Annotated in this window: 18 protein-coding genes and 1 tRNA gene; 6 read left to right on the top strand and 13 right to left on the bottom strand. The window is 32.8% G+C overall.

What is annotated here, in order from left to right:
• Positions 1-9: 9 nt before the first annotated feature.
• Both ACSVH2_RS08260 and ACSVH2_RS08255 read right to left on the bottom strand, forming a co-directional pair.
• Positions 10-1,254 carry a site-specific integrase gene (locus ACSVH2_RS08260; RefSeq protein WP_438092695.1) on the bottom strand — a complete coding sequence of 415 codons (1,245 nt, stop codon included), beginning with the start codon at positions 1,252-1,254 and terminating at the stop codon, positions 10-12.
• Between the two features lie 260 nt (positions 1,255-1,514).
• Positions 1,515-1,602, bottom strand: a tRNA-Ser gene (locus ACSVH2_RS08255).
• A 354-nt stretch (positions 1,603-1,956) separates the two neighbouring features.
• On the opposite strand from ACSVH2_RS08255, the gene ACSVH2_RS08250 reads away from it, so the two are divergent.
• Both ACSVH2_RS08250 and ACSVH2_RS08245 read left to right on the top strand, forming a co-directional pair.
• Positions 1,957-2,436 carry a hypothetical protein gene (locus tag ACSVH2_RS08250; protein ID WP_438092694.1) on the top strand — a complete coding sequence of 160 codons (480 nt, stop codon included), beginning with the start codon at positions 1,957-1,959 and terminating at the stop codon, positions 2,434-2,436.
• Between the two features lie 172 nt (positions 2,437-2,608).
• Positions 2,609-3,142 (top strand): YybH family protein, encoded by a 534-nt coding sequence (locus tag ACSVH2_RS08245; protein WP_438092693.1) that lies wholly within the window; start codon positions 2,609-2,611, stop codon positions 3,140-3,142.
• Positions 3,143-3,212: 70 nt separating this feature from the next.
• Here ACSVH2_RS08245 and ACSVH2_RS08240 read toward each other — a convergent pair whose 3' ends face one another.
• Complete coding sequence (locus ACSVH2_RS08240) at positions 3,213-3,752, bottom strand: nuclear transport factor 2 family protein (RefSeq protein ID WP_438092692.1); 540 nt, start codon at positions 3,750-3,752, stop codon at positions 3,213-3,215.
• 402 nt (positions 3,753-4,154) lie between these two features.
• Between ACSVH2_RS08240 and katG the strand changes: the two genes are divergently transcribed.
• Positions 4,155-6,404, top strand: a complete 2,250-nt coding sequence (katG, locus tag ACSVH2_RS08235) for a catalase/peroxidase HPI (RefSeq protein WP_438092691.1) — start codon at positions 4,155-4,157, stop codon at positions 6,402-6,404.
• A gap of 153 nt (positions 6,405-6,557) precedes the next feature.
• Entirely contained in the window at positions 6,558-7,922 is a 1,365-nt protein-coding gene (gene hemN / locus ACSVH2_RS08230) for an oxygen-independent coproporphyrinogen III oxidase (protein WP_438092690.1), read from the top strand.
• An 83-nt stretch (positions 7,923-8,005) separates the two neighbouring features.
• On the opposite strand, the gene ACSVH2_RS08225 is transcribed toward hemN, so the two are convergent.
• The 8 genes from ACSVH2_RS08225 to ccoS all read right to left on the bottom strand — a co-directional run bounded on the left by ACSVH2_RS08225 (position 8,006) and on the right by ccoS (position 14,515).
• Positions 8,006-8,233 carry a YdcH family protein gene (locus ACSVH2_RS08225; protein WP_438092689.1) on the bottom strand — a complete coding sequence of 76 codons (228 nt, stop codon included), beginning with the start codon at positions 8,231-8,233 and terminating at the stop codon, positions 8,006-8,008.
• A gap of 43 nt (positions 8,234-8,276) precedes the next feature.
• Positions 8,277-8,978 (bottom strand): sulfite exporter TauE/SafE family protein, encoded by a 702-nt coding sequence (locus ACSVH2_RS08220; protein ID WP_438092688.1) that lies wholly within the window; start codon positions 8,976-8,978, stop codon positions 8,277-8,279.
• Between the two features lie 82 nt (positions 8,979-9,060).
• The gene (locus tag ACSVH2_RS08215) at positions 9,061-9,510 is read right to left on the bottom strand and encodes a FixH family protein (protein WP_438092687.1); all 450 of its coding nucleotides are present in this window, start codon (positions 9,508-9,510) and stop codon (positions 9,061-9,063) included.
• A 13-nt stretch (positions 9,511-9,523) separates the two neighbouring features.
• Positions 9,524-10,942 (bottom strand): cytochrome c oxidase accessory protein CcoG, encoded by a 1,419-nt coding sequence (ccoG, locus tag ACSVH2_RS08210; RefSeq protein ID WP_438092686.1) that lies wholly within the window; start codon positions 10,940-10,942, stop codon positions 9,524-9,526.
• A 24-nt stretch (positions 10,943-10,966) separates the two neighbouring features.
• Entirely contained in the window at positions 10,967-11,893 is a 927-nt protein-coding gene (locus ACSVH2_RS08205) for a cbb3-type cytochrome c oxidase N-terminal domain-containing protein (RefSeq protein ID WP_438092685.1), read from the bottom strand.
• A 16-nt stretch (positions 11,894-11,909) separates the two neighbouring features.
• Positions 11,910-12,077 (bottom strand): CcoQ/FixQ family Cbb3-type cytochrome c oxidase assembly chaperone, encoded by a 168-nt coding sequence (locus ACSVH2_RS08200; RefSeq protein ID WP_438092684.1) that lies wholly within the window; start codon positions 12,075-12,077, stop codon positions 11,910-11,912.
• A 6-nt stretch (positions 12,078-12,083) separates the two neighbouring features.
• Positions 12,084-14,267: a cytochrome-c oxidase, cbb3-type subunit I gene (gene ccoN, locus ACSVH2_RS08195; protein ID WP_438092683.1), complete on the bottom strand. Its 2,184-nt coding sequence runs from the start codon at positions 14,265-14,267 to the stop codon at positions 12,084-12,086.
• A 2-nt stretch (positions 14,268-14,269) separates the two neighbouring features.
• Positions 14,270-14,515, bottom strand: coding sequence for a cbb3-type cytochrome oxidase assembly protein CcoS (ccoS, locus tag ACSVH2_RS08190; RefSeq protein ID WP_438092682.1), 246 nt, complete (start codon positions 14,513-14,515; stop codon positions 14,270-14,272).
• A 1,325-nt stretch (positions 14,516-15,840) separates the two neighbouring features.
• On the opposite strand from ccoS, the gene ACSVH2_RS08185 reads away from it, so the two are divergent.
• Complete coding sequence (locus ACSVH2_RS08185) at positions 15,841-16,905, top strand: outer membrane protein assembly factor BamB family protein (RefSeq protein WP_438092681.1); 1,065 nt, start codon at positions 15,841-15,843, stop codon at positions 16,903-16,905.
• A 119-nt stretch (positions 16,906-17,024) separates the two neighbouring features.
• Here ACSVH2_RS08185 and ACSVH2_RS08180 read toward each other — a convergent pair whose 3' ends face one another.
• Entirely contained in the window at positions 17,025-19,400 is a 2,376-nt protein-coding gene (locus ACSVH2_RS08180; RefSeq protein ID WP_438092680.1) for a heavy metal translocating P-type ATPase, read from the bottom strand.
• Between the two features lie 107 nt (positions 19,401-19,507).
• Here ACSVH2_RS08180 and ACSVH2_RS08175 point away from each other — a divergent pair, with 107 nt between their 5' ends.
• A complete protein-coding gene (locus ACSVH2_RS08175) occupies positions 19,508-20,188 on the top strand; it encodes a Crp/Fnr family transcriptional regulator (protein ID WP_438092679.1) in 681 nt (226 codons plus the stop codon).
• 62 nt (positions 20,189-20,250) lie between these two features.
• Here the strand turns inward: ACSVH2_RS08175 and ACSVH2_RS08170 are convergent, their stop codons facing one another.
• The gene (locus ACSVH2_RS08170; RefSeq protein WP_438092678.1) at positions 20,251-22,758 is read right to left on the bottom strand and encodes a T9SS sorting signal type C domain-containing protein; all 2,508 of its coding nucleotides are present in this window, start codon (positions 22,756-22,758) and stop codon (positions 20,251-20,253) included.
• Positions 22,759-22,971 lie beyond the last annotated feature (213 nt).

The following is a 22,971-nucleotide window of genomic DNA, read 5'->3' as shown; positions in this document are numbered from 1 at the left end:
ACATCTGCATTAATCCACTTTTTTTGTAGTTAATGGTAATTTAATTGCAAACTTATCTCTCAATATTTTCATATCCTCGCTAACTTTTTTATCTAAAATTTTGGCGTAATGTTGCGTTGTTTGGATGTTTTTATGACCAAGCATTTTACTTACGCTTTCAATCGGAACGCCATTTGTAAGCGTAACAGTCGTTGCAAAAGTGTGTCGGGCAATGTGGAAGGTTAATTCTTTTTCAATCTCGCAAACGCCAGCAATTTCTTTTAAATAGGCATTCATTTTTTGATTTGTCAATATTGGCAAAAGTCTGTCTTCGTTATTGCTTTTCGGGTTATCCAAATACTTATCGATAATCATTTGCGTTACTGGAAGAATTGGGATTTTAGAGGCGGTTTCCGTTTTCTGTCTGTGGGTAAATATCCACTTCTCGCCATCAATTCCGATGCTTATATGCGATTTTGTTAAGTTTTTGACATCTATATAAGCCAATCCAGTAAAGCAGCTAAAAAGGAAGATATCGCGCACTAGCGATAGCCTTTCGGTTTTAAAATCTTTATTGATGATGTTTTGTATTTCTTCTTCAGATAAATAAACTCTCTCAACTTCTTTAACTTTCGATTTATAATTCGCAAATGGATTTTTGTCGAGCCAGTCATTGGCCAGACAAAGCTTGATTATTTTGCTGAAATTCTTGATGTATTTTACCGCTGTGTTGTTGGCGCAATTTCTAACACTTCTTAACCAAAATTCATAATCAGTTACAAAAGCGTGATCTATTTTGTGTATCTCGATATCGGAAACTTTGTATTTCCATTGTAGAAATTCTTTAGTATGGCTCAACGATGTTTTGTATCGTTCTAATGTTCCTGGTGCATATTCTTTGCCAACCAGTTCTTTAATTTTGTTGTTGTGGTCTTGGAAGATTGGAATTAGCATTCGTTTAGTTTCAGTAGCACCAAACAATTCATTCTTTAGGTTTTCAGATGTAACTCTGAAGTCTTTTTTGAATAATCTTTTTTCGGCTTCCAAAACTTGATTTTTCAAATAATCCAGATGACTATTTATTGTTCTAGCTTCTTCATTTGTACCCTTGACTTTGGCTCCTTCCGAAGACCATCGTTCGGGATTTACATATCTGTTTGCACTAAATTCAAATCGTTTGGCTTGGATTGTTACTCTTGCATAAATAGGGCAGATGCCATCGTTGTTGGCTTTTGATCTCTTGATGTAAAAGAGAATTGATACAGTAGTATTCATAAGTGGTAACCTTTTAGTTATTATTAAATTTAAAATTTCTAATAATTACAAACAAGATGTACATATTTTGAATATGTTGTTGAACACCTTGTTGTACTGGTGGTTTTCTGTAAGAGGTGTCACTTAAATTTTTATAATTTAGTGACACCTCGAAAGACACCAAAACTTTGAGATTAAATGAATAATTTGATAATCCTAGAAACGAAAAAACCCACTAAATCGTTGAATTTAGTGGGTTTTGTAACCATTTGTATTTCTACTGGCGGAGAAAGAGGGATTCGAACCCCCGGACCTGTTACAGTCAACAGTTTTCAAGACTGCCGCAATCGACCACTCTGCCATTTCTCCAATAAGTCGTGACTACTTCCGTAATGCGCTTGCAAATATAACAACCTTTTTCATTTTGCAAAAAGATTTAGTCTAAAAAAATAAGTTATTTTTTCACAACAACGCTATCTCACTAATGTAGCGCTTATTAAAGTAATTTATTCTATATAATTAATATTTAATATTTGTATAACTATAGTTTAGAAATCTTAAATAAACAGTTTTAAAAAACAGGGATAGGAATATTAAATCGAACTTATTTAACATGAAAACACTACTATGTATATGTGGATTTTTATACATTTGTATAATAAAAAAACTTCAAGGGAAACTGAAAAACCGTGTGTTATTTTAATAAATCTAAAATTTAATCTTATGAAAAAATTATTTTTAGTTGTATTACTGTCAACAACAGTAGCAACCTTTGCCCAATCAACAACAAAAGAAGAACTTGATATTATCCAAGGTGTATATGGAAAATCAAAAAAAGAGCTAGCTGTTGCTTTTATGAATTTATCAGAGCCTCAAAATGCAGCTTTTTTTAAGGTTTATGATGCCTATGAATTAGAACGAAAAGCATTAGGTGCCAAAAAAGTTGAAATTATCGAAAGCTATGCTAAAGATTATTACACACTCACTGATGAAAGCGCAGATGTATTGGCTAAAGCAACTTTAAAAAACAATGCCGATTTTGAAAAATTGTTATCAAAATATTATGGCAAAGCAAAAAAAGAAGTGGGCGCTATAAACGCTGCTAAATTCATGCAATTTGAAATTTACTTACAAACGGCAGTGCGTTCAGAGATTCAAGAAGCAGTTCCTTTTATAGGAGAACTAGATAAAACAAAAAAATAAATTCAGTTTTTTCATATTTGATAAAACGTCCAAATCAATTTGGACGTTTTTTTGTTTATAATAAAACATGAGTTACTCTAAAATTGAATAGTACATAATAATGATATATTTCCTTTGTTTGAAAACAATAAATTCTTAATTTTATGGTCGTTTTTAATCAAAAAGTAAACAAATGAAAAAAAGAGTAAACCAATTGAAAAATATTTTGGTATTTAGTACCTTAATTATCATAGCATTAACAACTACTAGTTGTAAAAAGGAAGATGAACCTAAAGTTTTTGATATGGTTGCTGCCCAACAAGCTATTGATGAACTTAATGCTACTTATGCTGATGCCTTTACCAAAGGTGATGCGTCTGGTGTTGCCAATTGCTATACAGCTGACGCCAAATTCATGCCTCCAAACGGAGAAATATCAGAAGGAAGTGCAGCCATAAAAGATGTAATGAGTGCTTTTTTTGAAAATGGTGCAGTAAAATTAGAGATCAAATCTGTTGGGCTATGGGGAAATGAAGATATACTAATTCAAGAAAGTACATGGGCAGTATATGATAAAGATGGAAATGAAAGAGATCATGGTAAGTCATTAATGACCTATAAAAAAGAAGGTGATGTCTGGAAAATTTTTAGAGATTGTTATAACTCAAATTCAAATGGAGATGCTCCACCTCCACCACCACCAAGTATAGAAACTGAAAAAAAATAATAGAATAATAAAATTTAAAAACGGTGCCAAAAAGCACCGTTTTTTTTTACAAACAACATGATAATCTTTATTATTTTGGCATGGCTGCCATAATAGGCACTCTGTCTACATAATGATATACTTGGTCTATTTTATCGTTTTCATCAAAATGATAAAGAATATGCATGCTTTGTGACATTTCTTTCCCCTTTTTATAACTTGCTGTTACATCATACCAACCCAATAACCATACTCCATTACTTTCGTTACGTTGTGGTTTGTTGACTTTTACAGGCAACCAAATGTCATTTGAAAACGCTATGCTTTCAATTACGTTGGCTCTACGGTCACGCCAGTATTTGTCAATAGCAGGTTTACCTACTAAACTATCACCTCCGTTCCAATAGTATTTAGCATTGTCTGAAAAGTTAGCCGTCCAACCATCCATATCACCTGCGGTCATGGCAGCAATTGCTTTCTTTCCTAACTCGGTGTACTTTGCATCGGCAAATTCTGCAGGTTGTTCTGTAGTTTCAGCGGCTGGTGTTTCTGCCACTGGTTCTGCCGGTGCTTCTTTTTTGCATCCAATAAAAAAGGGAATGCATAGCGCAACTAAAAATAGTTTTTTCATAAGGTAAAGTATTTAATTAAAGTTAGTATTACTTAGCAAAAATCACTTCACCATAGTGGCAGCAGGTTAATTAATTAGTATAAAAGTACTAATAAAAAATATAGTGATTTACTGAAATGAAAATATTTATTAACAAATGTATTGATTGTCTGTTGTTTACATTTAATACAATGGATGACTAATCAAAATATTAACTCATTCACTCATTAAAACACTTTATTGTATTAGTTTAATCTTTGAGTATTACTCAAAATTTTATCCTTTTTACAATCATTTTTCAGAATTGCGGGCATAATAAATTATAAGATGAGCAATAGTTTTTATCTATTGAAAATTCATTTTAGTAAGGAAGTTTTTTATTAAATTAGCCTTACATTTTTTTAATATAAAAATTAACACAATATGGAAAATAATAAAGAACACAATCCAGAACAAAGTACTACTAGTTACAATGTGAATAGTGAAGCTAAATGTCCATTTATGGGTGGAGCAGTTAAACAAGGCGCTGGTGCTGGAACAAGAAATCATGATTGGTGGCCAAACCAATTGAAGTTAAACATTCTACGTCAAAATTCTTCACTTTCCAATCCAATGGGAGAACAATTTGATTATGCCGAAGCCTTTAAAAGTTTAGATTTAGATGCTTTAAAAAAAGATATTAATGAATTGATGACCAACTCCCAAGAATGGTGGCCTGCAGATTATGGTAGTTATGCTGGATTTTTTATTCGTATGGCTTGGCATAGTGCAGGTACGTATCGTATTGCTGATGGTCGTGGCGGTGCTGGATCTGGAACGCAACGTTTTGCTCCATTAAACAGTTGGCCAGATAATGGAAACTTAGACAAAGCGCGATTGTTGTTATGGCCAATTAAACAAAAATATGGTCAAAAAATTTCTTGGGCTGATTTAATGATTTTAGCTGGAAACTGCGGATTAGAAAATTCTGGTTTTAAAACATTTGGTTTTGCTGGTGGTCGCGCTGATGTATGGGAACCAGAAGAAGATATTTATTGGGGAACTGAAGGGAAATGGCTTGATGACCAACGCTACACTGGAGATCGTGAATTAGAAAATCCTCTAGCTGCAGTTCAAATGGGATTAATATATGTAAATCCTGAAGGACCAAACGGAAATCCTGATCCTCTTTTAGCGGCACGAGATATTCGTGAAACTTTTGGTCGTATGGCAATGAATGATGAAGAAACTGTAGCGTTAATTGCTGGTGGACACACTTTGGGAAAAACTCATGGCGCTGCCGATCCAAGTAAATATGTTGGTCCTGAACCAGCAGCTGCAGGCGTTGAAGAGCAAAGTCAAGGTTGGAAAAATTCATTCGGAACTGGTAAAGGTAATGACACAATCACAAGCGGATTAGAAGGTACATGGACTACTACTCCAACAAAATGGAGTAATAATTATTTCGAAAACTTATTTGGATTTGAATGGGAATTAACCAAAAGTCCTGCTGGTGCTTACCAATGGAAACCAAAAGATGGTGCAGGTGCTGGAATTGTTCCTGATGCTCATGACCCATCAAAAAGTCACACACCTATCATGTTGACTACTGACCTTTCCTTGCGAGTAGATCCTATTTATGAAAAAATTTCAAGACGGTTTTTAGAAAATCCAGCAGAATTTGATGATGCTTTTGCAAGAGCATGGTTTAAATTAACGCACCGTGACATGGGACCAATTGCTCGTTATTTAGGTCCAGAAGTACCAAAAGAAGAGTTAATCTGGCAAGATCCAATTCAGGCAGTAACACATAAATTAGTAGATGCTAGTGATATTGCAAACCTTAAAACTGCTATTTTAAATTCAGGTTTATCTGTTTCACAATTGGTAAGTACAGCTTGGGCTTCGGCTTCAACTTTCCGAGGTTCTGACAAACGAGGAGGAGCTAATGGTGGAAGAGTTCGACTTGCACCACAAAAAAATTGGGATGTAAATAATCCGTCTCAATTAGAAACCGTATTAGCAAAATTAGAATCTATTCAAAATGATTTTAATAGAAATTTTACGGGAGAAAAACAGATTTCATTAGCTGATTTGATTGTCTTAGCTGGATGTGTCGGAATTGAAAAAGCAGCATCTAATGCTGGACATAAAGTTACCGTTCCTTTTACACCAGGAAGAGGTGATGCTACGCAAGCGCAAACCGATGTAGAATCTTTCGCAGTTTTAGAGCCACAAGCTGATGGTTTTAGAAACTATATGAAAACACAGTACACCGTAACTGCTGAAGAGATGTTAGTGGATAAAGCACAATTGATGACTCTTACGGCTCCAGAGATGACAGCATTAGTAGGTGGAATGCGTGTTTTGAATACCAATTTTGACATGTCTCGTCATGGTGTATTTACCAAACGACCTGAAACTTTAACCAATGACTTTTTTGTAAACTTATTAGATTTGGGTACAACTTGGAAAGCATCAGCAGATTCAAAAGAAGTTTTTGAAGGACGTGATCGTAGTTCAGGTGCGTTAAAATGGACTGGAACTCGAGTTGATCTTATCTTTGGTTCAAATTCAGAGTTGAGAGCATTAGCCGAAGTATATGGTTGTGCTGACGGACAAGAAAAATTCGTTACTGACTTTGTAGCAGCTTGGAATAAAGTGATGAATTTAGATCGTTTCGACTTGAAATAAATACAAATTTGTAATACAATAATAAAAGGGATGTCTGCTACGACATCCCTTTTTGGTTTTTTTTCAAAAAGAAAAACATTTATAAAGCTTTATGATAATTATCATTTTAATTCAGGTTAGCTACTCTTAATTTTGACTATTATAAAAAGTAGTATGTCAATCTCATTAGTTCAAAAATATAATGTTCCTGGTCCAAGATATACCAGCTATCCTACAGTTCCTTATTGGGATGAGGCTAGTTTTACATTTGAAGGTTGGAGAAATACTTTTTTACAGAGTTTTAAAGAAAGTAATACTATCGAAGGAATAAGTTTATACATTCATCTTCCGTTTTGCGAAAGTTTATGTACTTTTTGTGGTTGCCATAAACGCATTACTACTCGACATGAAGTGGAACACCCTTATATTGAAGCTTTACTGAAAGAATGGCAATTGTATTGTGATATATTTCCAGAAATGCCAATTATCAAGGAAATACATCTTGGTGGAGGAACACCTACTTTTTTCTCAGCAGAAAATTTAGCTACTTTAATTAATGGTATTTTCAAAACAGCAAAAAAATCTCCTGAATATGAATTTAGTTTTGAAGGACATCCAAATAATACTACTCGAGCTCATTTACAAACGCTTTACGATTTAGGTTTCAGAAGAGTTAGTTTTGGTGTGCAGGATTATGCCGAAAAAGTACAAAATGCTATTCACCGAAATCAATCATTTCATAATGTAGCAAAAGTTACTTTTTGGGCAAAAGAGATTGGGTATACTTCTATTTCACATGATTTAATTTTTGGATTACCTTTTCAAACTTTAGAAAATGTGATAGATACTATTGAAAAAACCAAATCATTATCTCCCGATAGATTAGCATTTTATAGTTATGCACATGTGCCTTGGATAAAAGGCAATGGTCAACGCGGTTTTAAAGATGAAGATGTTCCTAGAGATGATGCTAAACGTGAATTATACGAAAAAGGAAAAGTTTTATTAGCCCAAAAAGGGTATCATGAAATTGGGATGGATCATTTTGCTTTGGCTGAAGACTCTATGTACAATGCTTTTACAAAAGGAAAACTACACCGAAATTTTATGGGATATACTGCTTCTAAAACGCAACTAATGATTGGATTGGGCATATCATCAATCAGTGATAGTTGGTATGGGTTTGCTCAAAACGAAAAAGAATTAGAGACTTATTATAAACGATTAGAAAAAAACGAACTACCTGTTTTTAGAGGTCATATATTAACGGAAGAAGATTTAATTATCCGCAAACACATTCTTAATTTAATGTGTCAGTTTAGTACTTCTTGGAATCATCCTAAAAACTATTTTGATACATTGCCGGAGGTTTTAAATCAATTAACCGAAATGGAAAAAGATGGTTTATTAGTTATAAGCGAAAACTCTTTGATTGTAACTAAAAAAGGAAAGTCATTTGTGCGCAATATCTGTATGGCTTTTGACTTGCGCTTGAAAAGAAAAGCACCACAAACACAGTTGTTTTCGATGACTGTTTAACACTTTAGTTCAATACACTTTAACAGTATTTATACAAAAGCCACATCTTTCAATGTGGCTTTTGTATGCAATAAATTACTTTGTTATTTTAAATAAGAATAAAGCTCATCTTTCATAAACAGCAATTTTGCCTTGAGTTCATGAACGAAATTGTCATTGGCAATTTCTGATCCCATATTAATTCGATGTATTTGATGCTCTACTTCATGATAGTCATCAAATAGTTTTCTAAAATCAGCATTAGAAATTTTAAGTTCCTGAATTTTGTCTTGATGTTCAGGAAATTCGTGGAGTAAATCATGTTTTTCCATAGTGGTTTGGTTTATTTATTATTATTATTATTATTATTATTATTTAATGGCAATTAGCCGTTGATTGAACGAATAAATTGATATTACTAGGTGAAATATATGCTATGTCTAATCCCATTCCTCTCAATACAAATAGCAATCCGATAATTACCGTTATTAGAGGTACAATTTTTTGTAATTTATTTCTAATTGGAAAAGACAAAAAGTTACTGATATAGACCACGGCACTCATTAAAGGAATGGTTCCCAATCCGTAAAGTAACATGTAGGTCATACTTAGCCCAACATTTTGCATAGCAATAGCTCCAAATAATGCAGCATAAACAAGTCCACAAGGTAACAATCCGTTCAGTAATCCGATGGTGAAAAGCGCATCGGGACTTTTGCGTTTGAATTGACTACCTAGACTTGTTTTAACTTTTGAAATAAGGTTGTAAATGGGTCTTGAAAAATTATATCGGGCGAAAACTTTCTCTGGCACAATGGCTAAAACAATCATCAAAACACCAACTACAATTGAAATTTGTTGTTGTACTCCAGCTACATACAATCCTCTTCCTAACAAACCGAATACTAATCCAAGTGAAGCATAGGAAGTAAGTCTTCCTGCATGGTAGAGAAGTATTTGAATGGTTTTCTTGGCTGGATTGTTTCTGTCCACAGGCAACATCATGGCAATAGGTCCACACATACCAATGCAGTGTAAACTAGATATTAGACCAAAAATGAGTGCGGTGTAAAGCATGAGATTTTAGATTATTGATTTAGGATTTAAAATTGATGAATTTTGATTTTTGAAATTGAAATTGTTATTGTAATTGATTTTGCTATTGAAAATAGATTTCTTCCTTATTCAAATAGGTTTTACCTTCATAATTCCATTCCACAATAATATCCCATAGACCGCCGACCAGATTGTTTTTAGGTATGAGCAAATCAGGACTGGAAAGTGAAATGGGTGTATCAAAATCCAGTTTTTGGTTTGACGGTCTATAAAGGGATACTGTTCCTTTTATCTTTTTAAAATCGAAATCATTTGGAAAAGTAATTTGAATACCTTTTTCAGTATTTTTTATTTCAACTTGTACTTTTAAGTTGTTAGCATTTTTAGTGTTTTGAATATCACTTTCAACCTTAATCTCTTTTTTATAATATTCCTCTGTTACTAATTCGTTATCATATTTACTATCCGATTGTACTTTGAAAACAAAGTATAAAATGAAACTCATAAATAATGCGAATGCGATAACAATTCCTGTTCCCCAATTAATTTTCATTTTCTATTATTCTTTATTCGAAACTCCTAGGTCCAAGGAAATTAGTAGTTTCGCTATCTATTAATGTATTGTCATTATAAACTTCAAGAAGCAATTTGGTTTTATCACTTACTAAAACCGCTTGATCAATTTCGATGAACAAGGTTCCTTCTGTTATACCTTCTTTGGGCACTTTGAAATATTGTTTCCCAACCATTTTTATTACTCCTTTTGGAGAAACTAATTCGAAATGTACTTTTTCAAAATCAATGGATGTTTTGTTTACAATCTTGAACGTATAAATATTGCTAATTTTATCTCCGTTATGACGAAACAATTCTCCTGGCAAACGTAAAATAGTAGCTTCTACTTCATTTCTAAGGAATAACATCCCTATAAATACACCTGTTAAAATAGCTAGAATTGCTGCATACCCTTTCATTCTGGTCGTGAATTGGAAACGTTCTTTTTTAACAATTTCGTCTTCACTTGCATACCGTATCAAACCTTTAGGCAATCCTACATGTTCCATCATTGTATCACACTCATCAATACACGCGGTGCAATTTATACACTCTAATTGAGTTCCGTTTCGAATATCAATTCCTGTGGGACAAACATGAACACAAAGATTACAATCAATACAATCGCCTTTGCCAGTAGAAGCTCTGTCTTCGTTTTTATTGAATTTGGCTCTTCCTATTTCTTTTTCACCACGAACATGGTCATAGGCAACATTGATAGATTTATTATCTAATAAAACACCTTGCATTCTACCATAAGGACAAGCGATAATACAGACTTGCTCTCTAAACCAAGCATATATAAAATAGAAAACAGCAGTAAAAATCAATAAAGCTATTAACGTGCTGGTATTGTTGAAAGGACCATCTTCTATGAGTAAAAATAATTTATCACTACCAATTAAATAGGCCAAAAAAACATTAGCAATACCAAAGGAAACTAGAAAAAAGATAAACCATTTAAGCAAACGTTTTCTGATTTTTTCTGCGTTCCATTCTTGTTTGGCTAACCGAATTTGTGCTCCTCTATCGCCATCTGTCCAAAACTCAATGCGGCGAAATACCATTTCCATAAAAATGGTTTGAGGACAAAACCACCCACAAAATATACGTCCGAAAGCGACTGTAAATAAAGCAAGTCCCACTACTCCAATAATCATGATAATCACAAATATGTGAAAATCTTGTGGCCAAAAAGGAAAACCAAAAATGTTAAAACGACGTTCTAACACATTGAACATCATAAACTGATGGTGGTTTATTTTTATAAATGGGGCAGAGATTAAGAATAGTAATAGGAAATAACTAACCCATTTTCTGCGCTCATATAATACTCCTTTTGGAATTTTTGGAAATACCCAAGCTCTTTTTCCTTTCGCATCAATAGTACTTATACTATCTCTAAAACTATCATCATTCAAATCGGACATGTCAGTGTTTTTTTAAGTGCTGTTTTATTTAACCGCAACTTTTGTACTATCTACAGAAGCGGCTACTGCTTCTTCCTTCCACTCTACAGCTTCTGGTTCTGTAGGTTTTGGATCTTTTGGATTTGTTCCTTGCAATGAAAGTACATAACTAGCTACTTTTTGAATATCTGAGGGTTTTATTGATGCTTTCCAAGAAACCATCCCTTTTCCGTCTCTTCCACCTTCCATTACAGTGTTAAAGACATTTTTAATACCACCACCAAGTAGCCAATATTTATCAGTTAGGTTTGGTCCTATTTGTCCACCACCATCAGGACGATGACACGCCACACAATTAGTAGTAAAAATAGCTTTACCAGCGGCAAGACTAGCTGCATCAGTTAATAACGTCACTTTCTCTTTACTCATCATATCAGGTGCCGTTTTCAGGTATTCATCTACGGCTAATTTTGCCTCTCGCATCTCAGTTTCAAATTCTTGCTTTTGGTCATAATCACCCATGACCTCGAATCGTACTAAATAGATACCTGCAAAAATAATAGTCCCATAAAATAGATATACCCACCATGGCGGAAGGACATTGTCTAATTCACGAATACCATCATAATTGTGATCGAGCATTACATCTGCTTCTTGCTCAATAGTTTTAGAACGTGTTAATTTCTTTAAAATATTTTGATAGAAAGTACTTTCTGAAAATGAGAAAGATTGAGCTTCATCTAATTGTTTCTTCTGTTCCTCTGTTAGCAAATGATACGTTACATTATCCACTGCGCTTGCTACAATTTCTATAGCTATCAGTAAGAAAAGAAATACGGCTAAAAACAACCCTACCATCGGAAATTTAATAAAGGCAGGTTGGTCACCAGAGTCGATGAAATATTCCAATGCTCCAAAAACAAAGGCAAAAATCAATGGTACTCTTACATATACTGGAATTATTTTTTTCATGTGTATATACTTTTAATTATTCTTTAATTGGTAATTCACTCAACTCTTTGATTGTTTCTTTCTTATAGGTATAAACCCAAACAAATAGACCAACAAAAAAAGTAAAACAAATGAGTAAGGAAATGATGGGATAAATGGCTACACCATCAATAGTTTCTAAATTATGTTTGATAAATTTTAGCATGGCTTACTATTTATTGTTTTTAACTTTTATATCGGTTCCTAAACGTTGTAAATAAGCAATCAGAGCCACGATTTCTCTATCTTTCATTGGAACAAATGCTTCCCCTTTAGCGGCTGCTTTTTTCTTGCTATCTTCATACGATTTTACAAAGTCAGGATCGTTGTATAGATTTTTTTCTATAGTGGCTGCTTGTTTGTCAATACTTTGTTTGGCATTGGCAATTTCAGCATCTGTATATGGAACACCAAGTGTTTGCATTGCTTTCATTTTAGCTTCTGTACTAGAATAATCCATAGCTTCATTAGCATACAACCATTTGTACCCTGGCATAATAGAACCTGGCGATGTACTTTGTGGGTTCCATAAGTGGTTAAAATGCCAATTGTCATTGTATTTTCCACCTTCTCGATGTAAATCTGGACCAGTTCTTTTTGAACCCCAAAGGAATGGGTGATCATAAACATATTCTCCTGATTTTGAGTATTCACCATAACGCACCACTTCAGATCGGAACGGTCTAATCATTTGAGAGTGACAACCCACACAACCTTCACGGATGTATAAATCACGACCTTGTAATTCTAATGGTGTATAGGGTTTTACCGCTGCAATGGTAGGAATATTTGATTTTACCATGATCGTAGGCACAATTTGAATAATTCCACCTATTAATATAGCAACAGTAGCTAATAAAGTCAATTGAATAGGACGTCTTTCTAACCAAGGGTGGAATTTTTCACCTTTTAATCTTCCTGGAGTTATCTTGGTAAGTTCAGGAGCTTCTGCTAATTCATCTTCAATAGGACTTCCTGCTTTAACGGTTTTAACAATATTGTAAATTAATACAATCATTCCTGTTAAGTATAATGTACCTCCGATGGCTCTCATCCAATACATTGGCATAATTTGGGTTACTGTTTCTAAGAAGTTACCATATTGTAATGTTCCGTCTGGTTTGAATTGTTTCCACATAGAAGCTTGGGTAAATCCAGCAACATACATTGGTAAGGCATATAATATAATACCTAAAGTTCCAATCCAAAAGTGGAAATTAGCTAGTTTTTCGGAGTACAATTTAGTTTTAGTCATTCTTGGTATTAACCAATAAATCATACCGAAAATTAAGAAACCATTCCAAGCTAAGGCACCAACGTGAACGTGAGCTATAATCCAATCGGTAAAGTGAGCAATCGCATTTACATTTTTCAAAGAAAGCATTGGTCCTTCAAAAGTGGCCATACCATAACCTGTAATAGCTACTACATAAAATTTCAAAACCGAGTCGGTACGAACTTTATCCCAAACACCACGCAAAGTTAACAATCCGTTAATCATACCACCCCAAGATGGCGCAATCAACATAATGGAGAATACCACTCCAAGATTTTGAGCCCAATCGGGTAAGGATGAATATAATAAATGGTGTGGTCCAGCCCAAATATAAATGAAGATTAAAGACCAAAAGTGAATAATAGATAATCGATAAGAATACACTGGACGATTTGCTGCTTTTGGTACAAAATAGTACATCATTCCTAAAAATGGTGTGGTCAAGAAAAAAGCCACCGCATTGTGTCCATACCACCATTGCACCAAAGCATCTTGAACTCCAGCGTAAACTGAATAACTTTTTAATGCTGAAACAGGCAATTCCAAACTATTGAAAATGTGAAGAACAGCAACAGTAATAAACGTAGCGATATAAAACCATATGGCTACATATAAATGGCGCTCTCTTCTTTTTAAGATTGTTCCAATCATATTGACACCAAAAGCCACCCAAATTAATGCGATAGCAATGTCTATTGGCCATTCTAATTCGGCATATTCTTTTGAAGTAGTATATCCTAAAGGAAGCGTTATGGCCGCAGCTACTATAATTAATTGCCATCCCCAAAAGTGAAGATTACTTAAAAAATTACTGAACATCCTTGCTTTTAGTAAACGCTGTAAAGAGTAATATACTCCCGCAAACATAGCATTACCTACAAAAGCAAAAATAACAGCATTGGTATGTAAAGGTCGTAATCTTCCATAGCTCAAAAACGATATTCCGTCTGTTAAATTTGGGAAAAGATATAAGGTAGCTAATAAAAGCCCTACTATCATTCCCACTAGACCGAATACGATCGTCGCATAGATAAACTTCTTTACAATTTTGTTGTCGTAATAAAATTGTTGCATTTCCATAATTAATTTGGTTTTTGTTCTTCTTTATTTGTTTTGGTTACTATTGGTACTTCTGTAATTTCAAGAGCACTTTTTGTGACAATTTTAGTATTGGGAGTTTTCTTTATTAACTCATCATCAAAAAGCATTCTAACTGATGGAGTATAATCGTCGTCATACTGACCCGTTTTTACGGCTCTAAGGAAAGCGTATAAGAACGCTACGGCAACAATAATACTAATGGAGATTAATAAATAAATGACACTCATACCTCTAATTTGTGTTACGCAAAGTTATTGTGATGGATTTTATAAAAACATGACATTTATCATACATAGTAAGATTTATGAAATAGTAGTTTCATTATGGAAATTTAGAAATAAAAAAATGAACTCGATATAAAATTTTAAGATTTTTTTTTAAATTGTTTAATTACCCTAAACTGTTATAAAAAATAACAATAAAACAAATCCAATATTGTCTTATGAAAGTATTTATAATTATTGCTTGCGTTCAAAAAAGTACTGCAAGACGACAAAAAAGTACTGCAAAGCCGCAAAACATATCTGCACAACTCCAAAAAAGTACTGCTACGCTTCAAAAAAGTAGTGCTCACGTTAAAAAAAGTACTGCAACACTCTGAAAAAGTAGTGCTCGAATGAAAAAAAGTACTGCAAGACGACAAAAAAGTACTGCACAAGCGCAAAAAAGTACTGCAAGACAGCAAAACATATCTGCAAAACACCAAAAATGTTGTGTTATTTGGCAAAACTGATTTGCTAAACACTAAAAAAATGGTGCAAAGCGCTCTTGTTGTTAAGTTATTTAGATAGGAAAATGATTAGTTGGGAATATTTTATATTTTAGGGACGAACTAGATAAAGCGAATAAAACATTCGCTTATGCACCCAAAAAGCCCATTATTAACTAAGCCTAGCAGGTTTGCTAAGCGCAATAAATAAGTTGGTTTCATTGATTTAGATTGCGTTTAAAGAAAAGAGTTGAGTGGTCTATCCAACTCCGTTACAAGTCTAACACGACCAGTGAGAGACCAGTAACTACACCCAACTGGCGGTTAGTAGATATTTTACCGCACACACGACAAAATAATCAAAAACTTAATCTAAAATATGACGATTTTAAAAATGAAAGATAACATTAAAGTATTTTGGTGGACATCAATTCTTTCAACAACTTTATTCTTTACTATAGGATACATTTTTTTTAGTGATATTCTTAATTATGGTGATTGGGTATATGTCTTTTTTCCAATCCATATTATTACCACTTTTTTTATTATGCTACCATTGTTATTGCCATTTTGGCTAATTGAAAAAAAGAATAGTTATACGAAAAACGATTTATTAATTAGAATTTTAAAAAAGACATTAATTGGAATTGTTTATATTATTTTGATATTGTGGATTTCAATTTTCAGTGACTCGCAACAAAGACATAGCAACCCTTTTAATTATTATGAGGACTTAAAATACTTGGGAATTTGTTCAATCATAACAATATTTACCTTTGTTTTAACTGAATATTATTTTACGTCAAAAAAAACTAAACTAGTTCATAATGAAATAAATATAAAATGAAAAAAATACTTTTCATACTAATTCCTTTTGTTTTATTTTCATGTTTTGAAAGAACAAAAAAAGACAAATACATAAACAACGAATTTGTAAAATTGCTCTGGAGCAACGAAAAATTTGACTGGATGCCTTCTTCTTTAATTTCTTATAACAATCAATTATATTTTGCAGATTTAAAAAACAATTTTTATTCCATAAATATAGAAAACGCAAAAGTTAATTTTAATATCAAAACTGATTACAATCCTATAAATAAGCCCCTAATTCAAGAACACAATTTATTCTTAACCGAATATGGAAATGACTTAAATTGTTTCGATAAAAACGGAAAATTTAAATGGAAAATTAATGGTGAAATAAATTTAAGAAATGATTTAGCTGGATATAATAAATCAATTTATGGTTCAGTAAAAGGAAATGGGTTTAGTAAAATAGATACTACTAATGGAAAAGTAGTTTGGTTTTTACCAAAAGATTCTAACATCACAGAAACAAATAAACCGACTTTTTATAAAGAAATAATTTATCTCGGCTTTTCAGAACTTTCATCAAAACTGTTGGCAATTAATAATGATAACGGAAAAATCATTTGGGAAAGAAAATATGAAAATTTTAAAACTATCAAACAATATAAAACTGAAAATGGACTTTTAGTATTACTTGATAAGAATTTTAAAAACGGAAAAATTTTAATGCTAAATTTTGAAAATGGTAATGAAATTTGGTCTAAATCGTTAAATCCTGATTTACACTACGAACCTTGTATTGTAAATAAAAATATAATTTTGAGTACTTATGACAACAAAATCATTTCTTTAGCTACTGAAAAAGGAAAAACAAATTGGATATTCAACATAAATAAAGACCAAGCAGCAACTGAAATTGTTAATCATGAAAAGAATATTTATTTTGGAACAATTAACAGAGATTTATATTGTATTAATTCTAACAACGGGAAAATTAATTTCATTCAACCTTTTAATTATGGAATTGTGAAACCAATTGTTTTAGAAAACAAAATATACTTTCCAACAGGTGGAAATGAAGTTTGGGTACAAAAATAAAAACATCTGCTAACAGCCGTAACCGTTGCACAACCTCTCCTAAAAACTAATTGTTCAAAATAAACACAAAAAACAACCTCGTTTAAGCACTTTTAAGCGAGGTATGTTTTATAGTAAATCTATTTCCTCCTCGCAAAATAATTACTCATAATCGTAACAAAACTTACAATAGTAATTGTGCTCAAGGGCATAATAATGGCGGCTACTATAGGCAATAGATTTCCTGTAATGGCAAAACCTAATCCAACTACATTATATAACAAAGACAAAATAAAACTCATATAAATAGTAAGCATGGCATTTTTTGAATAGCCCAAAAAGAAATCTATCCTGTTAAATTGAGAAGCATCCAGTATTCCATCACAAGCTGGTGAAAAAACATTCACGTTTTCTGAAATAGAAATACCTACGTTGCTTTGGGCTAATGCTCCAGCATCATTTAACCCATCACCTATCATCATGACGTTTTTACCTTCTTCTTGTAGTTTTTTTATAAATTCTAGTTTTTGTTCGGGCTTTTGATTGAAAACCAAAGTGGTTTTGGAAGGTAGCATTTTTTCTAAAATTTTGCGTTCTCCATCATTATCACCCGATAAAACGATAAGATTATAATTCTTGGCCAAATTTTCAAATAACAGTTCTAAACCCTTTCTATATTGGTTATTAAAAATATAACTTCCTTTATAAACACCATTGATTTCAACGTGTACTTTTGTTTTCTTATGGGTATTTTCGCTCATGTGTTGCAAAAATTGTGAAGAACCGAGTTTTACAGTTCCTTCTTCAAATGTTGCAAAAATGCCTTTCCCGATAATTTCTTCAAAATGCAACGGTTCTTTTTTGTCTTGACTTGAAATAAATTCATACAATCTTCTACTCAATGGATGATTGGAACCTCGCAAAGTATTATTCAATAATTGGAGTTCAAAATCATTCAATGCTTCGCCTTCATAGGTTATGGAAGTTTTTTTATTGGTGGTAATAGTCCCTGTTTTATCGAATACAATACTATCTACTTTGGCTAACTGTTCAATTACAATGGCATTTTTAAGATAAAATTTCCGATTGCCCATTATTCTTAAAACATTACCCATGGTAAAAGGTGCCGTTAATGCTAATGCACACGGACAAGCCACAATGAGAATAGCGGTAAAGACATTAAAGGCAGTGGTTACATCAATAAAAACCCAATATAAAAATGACACTACTGACAATAAAAGTAAAGCTGGAGTAAAATAGCGACTAATTTTATCGGTAATAGTTTTGTGTTGTTGCTCCACTCTTTTTTGAAAAACATCGTTGCTCCACAATTGGGTCAAATAACTATTGGAAACCGAAAAAAGTACTTCCATTTCAATCACTTTTCCTAATTGTTTGCCGCCAGCAAAAATCTTATCGCCCGATTTTTTCTCAATAGGAATGGCTTCACCAGTTACAAAACTATAATCAATAGCTGCTTTTGATGAAATTAAAATACCATCAACAGGAATTAATTCTTGATTTCGAATAAGTAATCGGTCTCCTTTTTCAATATCGTACACTTGCACCGCTTCTTCTTTTCCATTGGGTAAGACTTTGGTAATGGCTATGGGGAAATAGGATTTATAATCGCGTTCAAAGGATAGAAAATCATAGGTTTTTTGCTGGAATAACTTCCCTAATAACATAAAGAAAATAAGTCCACACATACTATCAAAAAAACCTTGTCCGTAGTTGAAAATGATATCCACAGTGCTTCGAACAAACATGACTACAATACCTAATGCAATAGGAATTTCGATATTCAGCATACCTTGTTTGATACTTTTCCAAGCAGCAACATAATATCCAGAAGCCGAATAAATAAAAGCTGGCAAAGCCAAAACAAAAATGAGCCAACGAAAAAAATCTTTGTATTGGTCAATCCAAAACTCATTGACTTCAAAATATTCAGGAAACGATAGTAGCATGATATTTCCAAAACAAAAAAAGGCAACCCCAATTTTATAGATTAAAGAACGATCAACTTTCTTTTTGCCTTCATCAAAATTGTCCAAAGTAATATAGGGTTCATAACCAATAGAACAGAGCATTTCCACAATTTCTTGTAATGTAGTTTTCTCGGGATTGTAGGTAATTCGTACTTTCTTTTCAGGAAAATTTACTTGCGATGTATTTATTCCTGCTTGAAGTTTTTGTAGATTTTCCAAAATCCAAATACATGAACTACAGTGAATATGAGGAATATAGAGTGAAACAATATGAGTTGTATTCTCTTCAAATTCAAGTAGTTTTGAAACAATGCTTTCATTGGCTAAAAAATCATATTTACCTTTAATATCTTGTGGCGTTGCACCTGGTGCCGACTGAAAATCGTAATAACACGTTAAATCATTTTGACTGAAGATTTCATAAACTGTTTTACACCCGTTACAACAAAAACTTTTATCATCAAAAAAAACAACGTCTTTCTCGATGATATCATTACCACAATGGAAACACTGTGATGTATTCATAATTTGCTCATTTTACCTACCACAAAAATGGGATTATGTTGTCCTCTAAAATATGATAATTATCATACTTTTGAATATATTTGTATAAAATTTATTTTTTATCTCTAATGAGTAAGTGTGAACAATGTATCGTAAGGCAATTTAGCTCTCTCAAAGTGCTGACAAAGGATGAATTGATAAAAATGTCTGATTGCAAAACATCATACACCATAAAAAAAGGTGAGTCTATTTTTGATGAAGGTGATATTACCAATGGCATTTATTGCATCAAGGAAGGTGTATGCAAACTCTCCAAACTAAGTTCCAACGGTAAAGACCAAATTGTGAAATTGGTGAAATCAGGAGAATTATTAGGTCAGCGTTCGGTTATCAGTGATGAACCTACAAATTTGAGTGCTGTGGCGTTAGAGGATATGGAAGTCTGTTTTATTCCTAAAACCGAAGTGTTACAATTTTTTACTGATAACAATAATTTTTCCATGAATGTGATGAAAAACATTTGTGGCGATTTAAAAGAAGCAGATGACCACATTGTCGATATGGCACAAAAAAGTGTAAAAGAACGATTGGCCGTAACACTTATTTACTTAGAAAAAACATTTGGCACCGACAACGATGGATCACTTCACATACAACTTTCTCGTGAAGAATTAGCCGGAATGATTGGCACCGCAACCGAAAGCTGCATTAGAATACTATCGGAATTTAATAAAAATGGTGTAATCGAATTGCTTGGCAAGCGTATCAAAATTGTTGACAAAATAAAGCTTAGCCGTTTAGCTGAATAGAAATATAAAAAACCCACTTAAATCCTTCGACCTAAGTGGTTTAAATTTTAAGGTAATGTTATTTATTTTATTGCTTTCTTGGTAAATGTTTGTCCATTATCTAAAGTTACTCTTACTATAAGTATTTGTTTTTCCCCAGACAATTGAATAGTCTCTAATGAATTAGAATCTACACTATTTTGATTGAAGAGTAATTTACCCAAAACATCAAAGATTTGAATTTTATTAATTTTTGTAGAAGTACTATAAACTGAAATACCATTATAGTTTGAAACGACTTTGATATTGTCCTCAGAAATTGTTGAAGTATTTGTCTCAATCGCTTTACTATATCTTATTTCAAATCGGTTATTAAAAATTCCTTTATCAGTGGCGAAATTGTAGATTCCAGCTTTTAAATCATGGTAAATACCAGTTTTTTTATCCAATAGATATATATTTTGTTTTCCTGCAAATATTCCATCAGTATTTGCTATGTTAATAGTATAATTGCCTGCATTTGATACTCGGTATCCGATTGGAACAACATCAGTATCAACAAAAGGTAAAGCTCTTCCTTGAATTACCAAATTATGTTTTTCAAAAATTGAATAAATATCAATATCATTACTTGTGAATGATTCTCCATCATAAAGTCGGTCAAAACTGTTTGTGGCACCATTGACATAACCAATAATCATTTGTCTCAAATTATTTTCGCTTGATAAGTTCAACCAAATTCTGTTTCTTTCAGTCTCTTCAGTTGTCACTCCAGAAGTTCTAAAAAATTGAGTATTGCTGCCTTTTTCTCTCATAGTATTATCAAAACTAATTGTTCCATCAGAAAAAACTTGAGCGAAAAATCCTTGTCCTGCTGCAATTTTTCCATTCGGAACCAAACTAGTATCTGTAAGTGGCGCAGTTCCTCCTGTCAAATTCCAACTTCCGTAATCTTGAATATTATATGGTCCTGTACCAGAATAAATTGTTACAGCTGTCCAGAAAAAGAGAGTACCGCCTAGCTCAGTATTATTTGGATGTTGTAAAAACTTTTTAGCGTCAATAGCACTTGGGTATGGATTGGCTAATAGCACAGTATTCCCTGGAACCATTGATGATACGTCATAACTATCCACATTTACATTAATAATTCCATTGTTAGGTTTACCTACGAATGAAAAGTTTACCGTTCCTGTGCCTGTTGAAAATGGTGCTATATTTTTAACTCTAGTAATAAATCCTTCGCCCAAACTAGTTGAACTTAGAGGATACCATACCCCATCTTTTGTTCCTGAAAGCCATCTGTAACTTAAATCGAACTGACTTGGAATTTGAGAAAAAACATTACCCTCTATAGGTGAACCCCAATATACATAAGCCCATCTTGTCATTGGTCTGGTAGTTCTAACGTAAGTAATATTTCCTGTGTTAACAGAAGCGTCATTAATTTGAACCAAACTGGCAGAATTATCAAATTTCAATGAACCTCCAGAAACGGTTACTTCATTTGTTATTAATAATGTATGCCCTGCTTTAAACTCAACATTTCCAGAATTTACTTGACAGGAACAACCTTCAACATCAGAAGTAGAAGTAAAATTACCAGCAAAAACTAGTCTTTGAGAACTATTTGGTGTCCCTGTAGACCAAGTAGAACCATTCCATGTATTTGTTGACGAAATCAAAGTTACAGTTGTTGCTGGAGAAATACAGCCAGAAGAGTTTTTTGCTGTTACGCTGTAAGTTCCTGCTGGTACTGAATTGAAGATAGTTGTATTATAGTAATTAACCCCATTTATACTGTATTTCATTCCAGTTTCTGTTGGAGCAGTAATAGTAATAGTTCCTGTGGCAGATGTACAAGTAGGTTGAGTAATTGAAACTGTTGGTTTTAAAGCAGTTGCTCCCGTATTTACAGTCACAGTTACAAAAGCTTCAGAAATCACACCTGTATTTGACTTCATTTTTACTGAAAAAATACCAGAATTAGAACCTGTAGCTATTAAAGTGTAAGTTGTAGCACTACTAAAAGCCGTTTGTGAAAGCCCTGGTCCAGACCACGAATAAGTATAAGGTCCATTACTTGGTGGAGGTGTAACTGAAAGTATAATTGAATTTCCTTGACAAACTGGAGAATTTGAAGTTACACTACCTGAACCACCTTGGTTTACTAAATCAGCAAAATTTAGGTCAGCATTAGCTCCACCATTACAACTAGCTAATAAATTGCTTCCAATGTAAATTCGTTCAGATGCATTACAACTCGCATCAGATAAAGTCCCACCATTGATAAAAATTATTGAAGAACCTTCAGCTAGAGTTAGTCGATTATTTCCTGATCGAAAAAATATAGTGGCATTATTTACTATAACTTGAATTGGTCCTAAACAACTTAAATCAAGGGCATCATTCATCGTAAGAGTTATATTATTTGTACCATTCCCTATATATAAGACACCATTACAAGCAGTAAGTGGAGCTGTTCCACATACAAGAGTACTTGCATTAACATTAGAAGAGATTGTACACTGAGCTACTCCTATAAAAGATGAAGAAAAGAGTAGAATTAATAATAGTATTTTCGCTTTCATAATTCCTATTCATTAAATTAAACATAAGTGATTTTAATCACTATTAAATTTACGCATTTTTCTCGAACTATAAAAATAAACTCGATATGCTACAAAATAATCCTTTGAAATACGACATAGTAAAAATAGAATCAAAAATAGTTTTTGATATGAAAATCAACACCTTATTTCTAACTTAAATGAAGGCTCTGAAATAATTTTTATTGTTAAGTA

The organism is Flavobacterium sp. RSB2_4_14 (genome assembly GCF_051547085.1).
GTDB lineage: Bacteria > Bacteroidota > Bacteroidia > Flavobacteriales > Flavobacteriaceae > Flavobacterium.
Note: the sequence above shows the minus strand (reverse complement) of the source record. Positions and strands in the feature narration are given on the sequence as shown.

What these genes read in the sequence shown, in the direction of transcription:
- ACSVH2_RS08260 (WP_438092695.1), bottom strand. Translation starts at nt 1,254, where the DNA reads ATGAATACTACTGTATCAATTCTCTTTTACATCAAGAGATCAAAAGCC.
- ACSVH2_RS08250 (WP_438092694.1), top strand. Translation starts at nt 1,957, where the DNA reads ATGAAAAAATTATTTTTAGTTGTATTACTGTCAACAACAGTAGCAACC.
- ACSVH2_RS08245 (WP_438092693.1), top strand. Translation starts at nt 2,609, where the DNA reads ATGAAAAAAAGAGTAAACCAATTGAAAAATATTTTGGTATTTAGTACC.
- ACSVH2_RS08240 (WP_438092692.1), bottom strand. Translation starts at nt 3,752, where the DNA reads ATGAAAAAACTATTTTTAGTTGCGCTATGCATTCCCTTTTTTATTGGA.
- katG (WP_438092691.1), top strand. Translation starts at nt 4,155, where the DNA reads ATGGAAAATAATAAAGAACACAATCCAGAACAAAGTACTACTAGTTAC.
- hemN (WP_438092690.1), top strand. Translation starts at nt 6,558, where the DNA reads ATGTCAATCTCATTAGTTCAAAAATATAATGTTCCTGGTCCAAGATAT.
- ACSVH2_RS08225 (WP_438092689.1), bottom strand. Translation starts at nt 8,233, where the DNA reads ATGGAAAAACATGATTTACTCCACGAATTTCCTGAACATCAAGACAAA.
- ACSVH2_RS08220 (WP_438092688.1), bottom strand. Translation starts at nt 8,978, where the DNA reads ATGCTTTACACCGCACTCATTTTTGGTCTAATATCTAGTTTACACTGC.
- ACSVH2_RS08215 (WP_438092687.1), bottom strand. Translation starts at nt 9,510, where the DNA reads ATGAAAATTAATTGGGGAACAGGAATTGTTATCGCATTCGCATTATTT.
- ccoG (WP_438092686.1), bottom strand. Translation starts at nt 10,942, where the DNA reads ATGTCCGATTTGAATGATGATAGTTTTAGAGATAGTATAAGTACTATT.
- ACSVH2_RS08205 (WP_438092685.1), bottom strand. Translation starts at nt 11,893, where the DNA reads ATGAAAAAAATAATTCCAGTATATGTAAGAGTACCATTGATTTTTGCC.
- ACSVH2_RS08200 (WP_438092684.1), bottom strand. Translation starts at nt 12,077, where the DNA reads ATGCTAAAATTTATCAAACATAATTTAGAAACTATTGATGGTGTAGCC.
- ccoN (WP_438092683.1), bottom strand. Translation starts at nt 14,267, where the DNA reads ATGGAAATGCAACAATTTTATTACGACAACAAAATTGTAAAGAAGTTT.
- ccoS (WP_438092682.1), bottom strand. Translation starts at nt 14,515, where the DNA reads ATGAGTGTCATTTATTTATTAATCTCCATTAGTATTATTGTTGCCGTA.
- ACSVH2_RS08185 (WP_438092681.1), top strand. Translation starts at nt 15,841, where the DNA reads ATGAAAAAAATACTTTTCATACTAATTCCTTTTGTTTTATTTTCATGT.
- ACSVH2_RS08180 (WP_438092680.1), bottom strand. Translation starts at nt 19,400, where the DNA reads ATGAATACATCACAGTGTTTCCATTGTGGTAATGATATCATCGAGAAA.
- ACSVH2_RS08175 (WP_438092679.1), top strand. Translation starts at nt 19,508, where the DNA reads ATGAGTAAGTGTGAACAATGTATCGTAAGGCAATTTAGCTCTCTCAAA.
- ACSVH2_RS08170 (WP_438092678.1), bottom strand. Translation starts at nt 22,758, where the DNA reads ATGAAAGCGAAAATACTATTATTAATTCTACTCTTTTCTTCATCTTTT.